8 protein-coding genes are annotated in these 5,648 nt (G+C 74.3%); 1 reads left to right on the top strand and 7 read right to left on the bottom strand.

From position 1 onward, the window contains the following. Positions 1-31: 31 nt before the first annotated feature. The 4 genes from tatA to E1287_RS41695 all read right to left on the bottom strand — a co-directional run bounded on the left by tatA (position 32) and on the right by E1287_RS41695 (position 2,754). The gene (gene tatA, locus E1287_RS41710) at positions 32-370 is read right to left on the bottom strand and encodes a Sec-independent protein translocase subunit TatA (RefSeq protein ID WP_131971411.1); all 339 of its coding nucleotides are present in this window, start codon (positions 368-370) and stop codon (positions 32-34) included. A 39-nt stretch (positions 371-409) separates the two neighbouring features. Then, positions 410-631 (bottom strand): hypothetical protein, encoded by a 222-nt coding sequence (locus E1287_RS41705; protein ID WP_131971409.1) that lies wholly within the window; start codon positions 629-631, stop codon positions 410-412. 105 nt (positions 632-736) lie between these two features. Beyond that, positions 737-1,729, bottom strand: coding sequence for a WYL domain-containing protein (locus E1287_RS41700; protein WP_131971408.1), 993 nt, complete (start codon positions 1,727-1,729; stop codon positions 737-739). After that, positions 1,726-2,754 carry a WYL domain-containing protein gene (locus tag E1287_RS41695; protein ID WP_131971407.1) on the bottom strand — a complete coding sequence of 343 codons (1,029 nt, stop codon included), beginning with the start codon at positions 2,752-2,754 and terminating at the stop codon, positions 1,726-1,728. Before E1287_RS41695 ends, E1287_RS41700 begins: the two co-directional genes overlap by 4 nt. A 95-nt stretch (positions 2,755-2,849) precedes the next feature. Here E1287_RS41695 and E1287_RS41690 point away from each other — a divergent pair, with 95 nt between their 5' ends. After that, positions 2,850-3,932, top strand: coding sequence for a DUF3866 family protein (locus E1287_RS41690; RefSeq protein ID WP_131971405.1), 1,083 nt, complete (start codon positions 2,850-2,852; stop codon positions 3,930-3,932). Here the strand turns inward: E1287_RS41690 and E1287_RS41685 are convergent. The 3 genes from E1287_RS41685 to E1287_RS41675 form a co-directional block, all read right to left on the bottom strand. Then, positions 3,925-4,497, bottom strand: coding sequence for a DUF3291 domain-containing protein (locus E1287_RS41685; protein WP_131971403.1), 573 nt, complete (start codon positions 4,495-4,497; stop codon positions 3,925-3,927). The genes E1287_RS41690 and E1287_RS41685 overlap by 8 nt on opposite strands. Before the next feature lie 32 nt (positions 4,498-4,529). Further along, positions 4,530-5,186 carry a transcriptional regulator gene (locus E1287_RS41680; RefSeq protein WP_131971401.1) on the bottom strand — a complete coding sequence of 219 codons (657 nt, stop codon included), beginning with the start codon at positions 5,184-5,186 and terminating at the stop codon, positions 4,530-4,532. 81 nt (positions 5,187-5,267) lie between these two features. After that, on the bottom strand, positions 5,268-5,648 hold a 381-nt coding region (locus tag E1287_RS41675), incomplete at its 5' end, for an FKBP-type peptidyl-prolyl cis-trans isomerase (RefSeq protein WP_131971399.1).

Raw genomic sequence — 5,648 nt, 5'->3', positions numbered from 1 at the left:
GTCGTACGGCGGGGGCGGACGTCGGGGCCGGTCAGCCGCTCTTGCGGACCTGGCCGGGGTCCGACACCGGGACGCCCTGGATCGGCTCACCGGAGCCCAGCGCGCCGCGGGGACGCTGCGCGCCGCCGTCGGACGCGTCGCGGGCCGGCTTGGCGGCCTTGTCCTGCTCGGCGCCCGGGTCGGCCTGCGCCTGCTCGGATTTGGCGGGCTTGTCGTCGTCATCGTCGTCGTGCAGGCCCTTGGTCTCCGCCTTCAAGATCCGCGCCGACTTGCCCAGCGACCGCGCGAGCGTCGGAAGCTTCGTCGACCCGAACAGCAGCAGCACCACAGCCAGGATGATCAGAATCTCGGTCGTGCCAAGTCCAGCCATGACAATCCTCTTCAGCAGGGTCCTCACGGACGCGGGTCCTCAGGACGATCGTACGCCCCCCTCGGACGGTTGTGACGCACGCGCTTCCTCCAGCCGCGAGAGTTCACCGCGCAGCGCCGACTGTTTCGGGGCCAGCCGCCGCCTGGTGCGCTCCAGTTCACGGCCGAACCGCCGCACGCCGAGCCACACCCGGAACGCGCAGTAGGCGAGCACGGCCAGGCCGACGAAGCCCAGCGACACCGATACCGCTACCCACGCCACGCCCGCAACGGTAGCCGATAAGCCCCCGCCGCCATAGCGCCCCAGCCCCGGGCCCCTGCGGCGGGCCTCCGGGCCGCGCCGCGTCGGGGCTCGGGCCGCGTCGGCTCAGGCCAGGCCGTAGCGGGCGAGGGCGCGGACCGCGTCGTCGCGGATCCCGGACGCCAGCCGTTCGGGCGCCACCACCCGGCCCTGGTCGCCGAGCCGCAGCGCCAGGCCGCGCACCCACCGCGTGTCCGGGGTCCGCAGCACCACCCGCAGCCGCCCCTCCCCCAGCTCCTCCACGGATTCGCACGGGTAGTAGTCGGCGACCCAGCGTCCGCGCGGCGTCAGCTCCAGCGTCACCGCCTCGTCCTGCGGCGACGGGCGGAACAGGCCCGCGTCCACGTCGATCGGCTCCGCGTCGTCCGGGACCTGCGCGGGCACGTCCAGCACGGCCAGGTCGGCGATCCGGTCCAGCTTGAACAGCCGCACCGCCTCCGCCCGGCGGCACCACCCCTCCAGATAGGTGTTGCCCTCGACCACCAGCAGCCGCATCGGGTCGACGTCCCGCTCGGTGTTCTCGTCCCGCGCCGGCACGTAGTACGTCAGGTGGACGCGGCGACCGCGGGCGATCGCGTCGCGCAGCAGGGCCAGGCCCGTCCGCTCCGGGTCCGACGACCCGCTGTAGGCGTCCACCTCCACCGACACCTGGCTGGACACCGCCGCCGCCGCGCCCGCCGCGCTCTCCAGCTTCGCGATCACGCGGCTGAGCGCGTCGCGGTCGTCCAGCCCGGGGATCCCGGCCAGCATCCGCAGCGCCACCAGCAGCGCCGCCGCCTCGTCCACCTTCAGCCGCAGCGGCCGCGCGATCGACTCCGCCTCCGCCACCGTGATCTCCCCGCCCTCGTAGGACAGGTCGATCGGGCAGTACGGGTCGGGGGCGCGCAGCTCCACGCACCACAGCAGGTTCAGGTCGTCGATCAGCTGCTTCTCGGTCACCCCGAACGCTGCGGCGGCCTCGCCGAGCGCCACCGAGTCGCGGTTCACCACGTACGGGACGAGCGCCAGCAGCCGCCCCAGCCTGTCGGTCGACGTCGTCGCCGCGGCCTTCGCGCTCATCGGCCGTTCACCGTCCCATCGATCTCCTCCGGTTCCGGCGGGTGGCCGCCGCCCGCCAGCACCGACTTCAGGTGCTGGATCACCGCCTCCCGCAGGTCCGGCGGGTCGAGCACCACCACGTCGTCGGCGAACCGCACCAGGTACGGCGCGAACCGGTCGGCGTCTCGGAACGTCAGGACGGCCTCGTCCCACTCCCCGTCCCCCGCCGCGCCGTCCTCCACCGGGCGGACGTCGCGCGCCCACCGCCGCGGGCCCTGCGCCGCGCCCCGCCGCAGCAGCACCGTCGCCGGGCGCGGCTCGCTCACCGGGTCGCCCCAGTCGAACGCGATGCGCCGCACGTCCACCCCGTCCGGGACGGCCACCGACCCGGCCGGCCCTTCGGCCTTCACGTCGCCGACGATCCGGCTCAGCCTGAACACGCGCTGCTCGTCGCGGTCGCGGTCGAACCCGACCACGTACCAGCGGCCCCGCCGCGACACCACGCCCCACGGCTCCAGATGCCGCCGCGCCACCGACGTCCGCCCGATGCCCTGGTAGTCGAACGCGACCGGGCGGCCGTCCCGCACCGCCTCCCACAGCGCCGGGAACGCCGGGTCGTGGGTGTTGACCCGCGGCTCGATCCCCACCGCCGTCGTCACGTCCGTCTCCACCCCGGCCGCGCGGAGCTTCAGCAGCGCGCCCGACGCCGCCTCCGCCATGCTCGCCCGCTGCCACACCCGCGCCGCCAGGCCCAGAACCGCCGCCTCGTCCGGCGTCAGATGGACGTCGGGCAGCTCGTAGGCCTGCGGCGGGATCCGGTACCCGATCTCCTCACCGCCGCCGCCCTGCTGGTCGCTGCCGACCTCCAGCGGGACGCCGAGCTCGCGCAGCTCCTCCTTGTCCCGCTCGAACATCCGCTTGAACGCCTCGTCGGAGTCCGGATAGCCGGGCACCGCGCGGCGGATCTGCTCGGCCGTGAGATAACGCCGCGTGGCGAGCAGGCAGACCACCAGGTTGAGCAGACGCTCGGTCTTGCGCCGCGACACTTCGCCACCACCTCTTCGCTCCGTCGGCCCCGGACCGCCCCGGGCGCGCCCGATCGTTCCCGCGCCCACCGCTCAGGACGCTACCGTTTCCCGGTGTGATCCGATGGCGCAAAGGCACAGTCGAGGGCATCCGGCGCGAATGGCCCGGGGCGGTCGAGCTGACCGTCTCGCTCGGGGACGGCGGCACCTGCCGCGCCCTGGCCTACCCCGCCCTGGTCGGACGGCCCGAAACGGGAGATACCGTCCTGCTCAACACTACGGCCTTGGCGATGGGCCTCGGCACCGGCGGCTACGCCATGGTCGTCGCGGTCCCCGACCGGCTCCCGCCCGACCCGTCCGGACCCGGCCACCTCGTCAAGGCCCGCTACACGCCGCTGCAGGCCACCGTCCTCGGCGCCGACGAGCAGGACTCCCCCCACCACGCCGTCCTCCGCGACGCCGACTCCATCGGCGGCATGCCCGTCGTCGTCGCCGACCTGCACTCCGCGCTGCCGCCGATCCTCGCCGCGCTGCTGGCCGAGCGGCCGTCCGCGCGCGTGGTGTACGTCATGCCGGACGGCGGGGCGCTGCCGTCGTGGTTCTCCATGTCCATCGCCCGGCTGAAGGACGCGGGCGCCCTCGCCGCCACCGTCACCGCCGGGCAGGCGTTCGGCGGCGACCTGGAGACCGTCACCGTCCACACCGGGCTGCTCGCGGCCCGGCTCGTCCTGGACGCCGACGTCGCCGTCCTCGCCCAGGGCCCCGGGAACCTCGGCACCGGCACCACGTGGGGCTTCTCCGGCGTCACGGCGGGCGAGGCCGTCAACGCCGCGTCCGTCCTCGGCGGACGGCCCGTCGGGTCGCTGCGCGTCTCCGAAGGCGACAAGCGCGAACGCCACATCGGCGTCTCCCACCACTCCCTCACCGCGTACGGGCGCGTCGCCCTCGCCGCCGCCGACATCCCCGTCCCCGAGCTCGGCGGCGAGTTCGGCGCCCGCGTCGCCGCCGGAGCCGCGCCGCTGGGCGACCGGCACCGGCTCGTGCCCGTCGCCGTCGACGGCCTGGAGGACGTCCTGCGGGCCGCCGAGAAGGACTGGGGCGTCCGGCTGTCCACCATGGGCCGCCGGCTGGACGAGGACCTCGCCTACTTCCTCACCGCCGCGGCGGCCGGACGCCACACCGCCGCCCTCCTCACCTGACGGCGGGCCCGGCCTCCGCTCCCACGGCGCCTGCTCTGGCGGCTCCGGCTTCCGCGGCGCCTGCCTTCGCGGCTCCGGGGTCCACGGCGCCTGCCTTCGCGGCCTCCTCGGCGGTGTAGGACGAGTTGAAGGTGAACGCGCGGGGCGTCGGGCCGTGCTCGCGGATCAGCGCCAGGCGCTCCAGGGCCTCCTCCACGGTCGGGACGTGGCCCGCCGGGATCCACCACAGGACGAGATGCGCCTCCACGTGCCGCCGGAACCACTCACGGCGCCGCCGCATCGTCTCCAGGTGGGCGCTGCGGTAGACGAAGTCCCACAGCGGCTCGGCCGACTCCCACACCGAGAAGTTGATGATCACGTCCTCGCCGGCGGGGCGCATGCCGGTCGCGTCCGGCGCCCCCTCCTCGACCAGCCGCCACACGAAACCGGGCGCGGCGTCGGCGAGCGCGTTGACGGGTTCGAGCAGCGCGACGAAGTCGGCCGTGGCCGGGTCGTCGAGCGGGGCGCGGAGCGTGGCGACGTTGAACTGGGCCAGATGGAACCGGGGGGCGGCGTGATCGTCCATGCGTTCAGTCCAGCACGCCGTCCGCTTCTATGTCAATCTTCATTGTTTTTAGATTTCTCCGCCGCGACGCAGCACCAGCCAGGCCGCGGATCCATCCGCATCCGCACCTGCGACCCCTCCGCCAGCCCCTCAAGCAGCGCCAGGTTCAACCCGCACACAAGCGGCGGGAACTGGTCCGCCACCGCACGAAACGGGCAGTTGCGCATCCGCACCACGCCGCCGTCCTCATCCCGGACGGGCCCGTACCCCCGCGCCGACAGCACCTCCTCGACCCCGTCCAAGCCGCCGCACGACCCGGACGGGCCCCGCAGCGACCTGCCCTTGCGCCGCGCCGCGTCCTGCACCTCCATGTCGAGACCGGCCATCTCCGCCGCCTCCGCCAGCAGGCCCGCCGCCGTCCGGTAGTCCCGCGCCGGCACCGACACCGCCCGCTCCGCCCCCGACACCCGGTACACCTTCGCCGGACGTCCCGCGCCCGGCCCCGAACGTCCCGTCAGCCGCCTGCTGCCCGCCTCCAGCAGGCCCGCCCCGACCAGCTTGTCCAGATGGAACGCCGCGAGCGTCCGCGCGACCCCGGCCGCCTCCGCCGCCTCGTTCCGCCCCACGTCACGATCCTGCGCCGCGACGAACTCGTACAGCCGCCGCCGGACCGGATCCTGCAGCAGCGCGATCGCGTCGATGTCCTCCACCCCGCCATTCTATGAACAACGAGGATCCTAGATAGAGACGGCCCCGATGCCGCGGCGGTCGCGCGCCCTCGGCGCGCGCTCTTAGTGGACGCCGAGGAGGTCGACGACGAACACCAGCGTGTCGTTCCCCCTGATCCCGAACTGCGCCAGCCCCTTCGGCCCGTACCCCAGCGACGGCGGCACCACCAGCAGCACCCGGCTCCCCACCCGCTGACCGACCAGACCCTGATCCCAGCCCTTGATCACCTGACCGGTGCCGATCATCAGCCCGTACGGGTGACCCGCCGACCAGGACGAATTGAACTCCTTGCCGTCCCGCCAGAAATACCCGCCGTACTGCAACGCCAGAAGCCGCCCCTCACGCACCGCCGGGCCGTCCCCCCGCACCAGCGTCCGCACCTGCAGCGCCTTCGGCGGCGCCGCACGCGGCATCGTCACCGACGGCGCCCGCCCCGCCGCCCG

Source organism: Actinomadura sp. KC06 (assembly GCF_004348735.1).
In the GTDB taxonomy this organism is placed as follows: domain Bacteria; phylum Actinomycetota; class Actinomycetes; order Streptosporangiales; family Streptosporangiaceae; genus Spirillospora.
The sequence above is the reverse complement of the archived record's forward strand: the minus strand, read 5'-3'. Positions and strand labels throughout refer to the sequence as shown.

Bases quoted from the DNA above. Each gene is read 5' to 3' on its own strand.
- E1287_RS41700 (WP_131971408.1), bottom strand. From the start codon at position 1,729: ATGAGCGCGAAGGCCGCGGCGACGACGTCGACCGACAGGCTGGGGCGG.
- tatA (WP_131971411.1), bottom strand. From the start codon at position 370: ATGGCTGGACTTGGCACGACCGAGATTCTGATCATCCTGGCTGTGGTG.
- E1287_RS41685 (WP_131971403.1), bottom strand. From the start codon at position 4,497: ATGGACGATCACGCCGCCCCCCGGTTCCATCTGGCCCAGTTCAACGTC.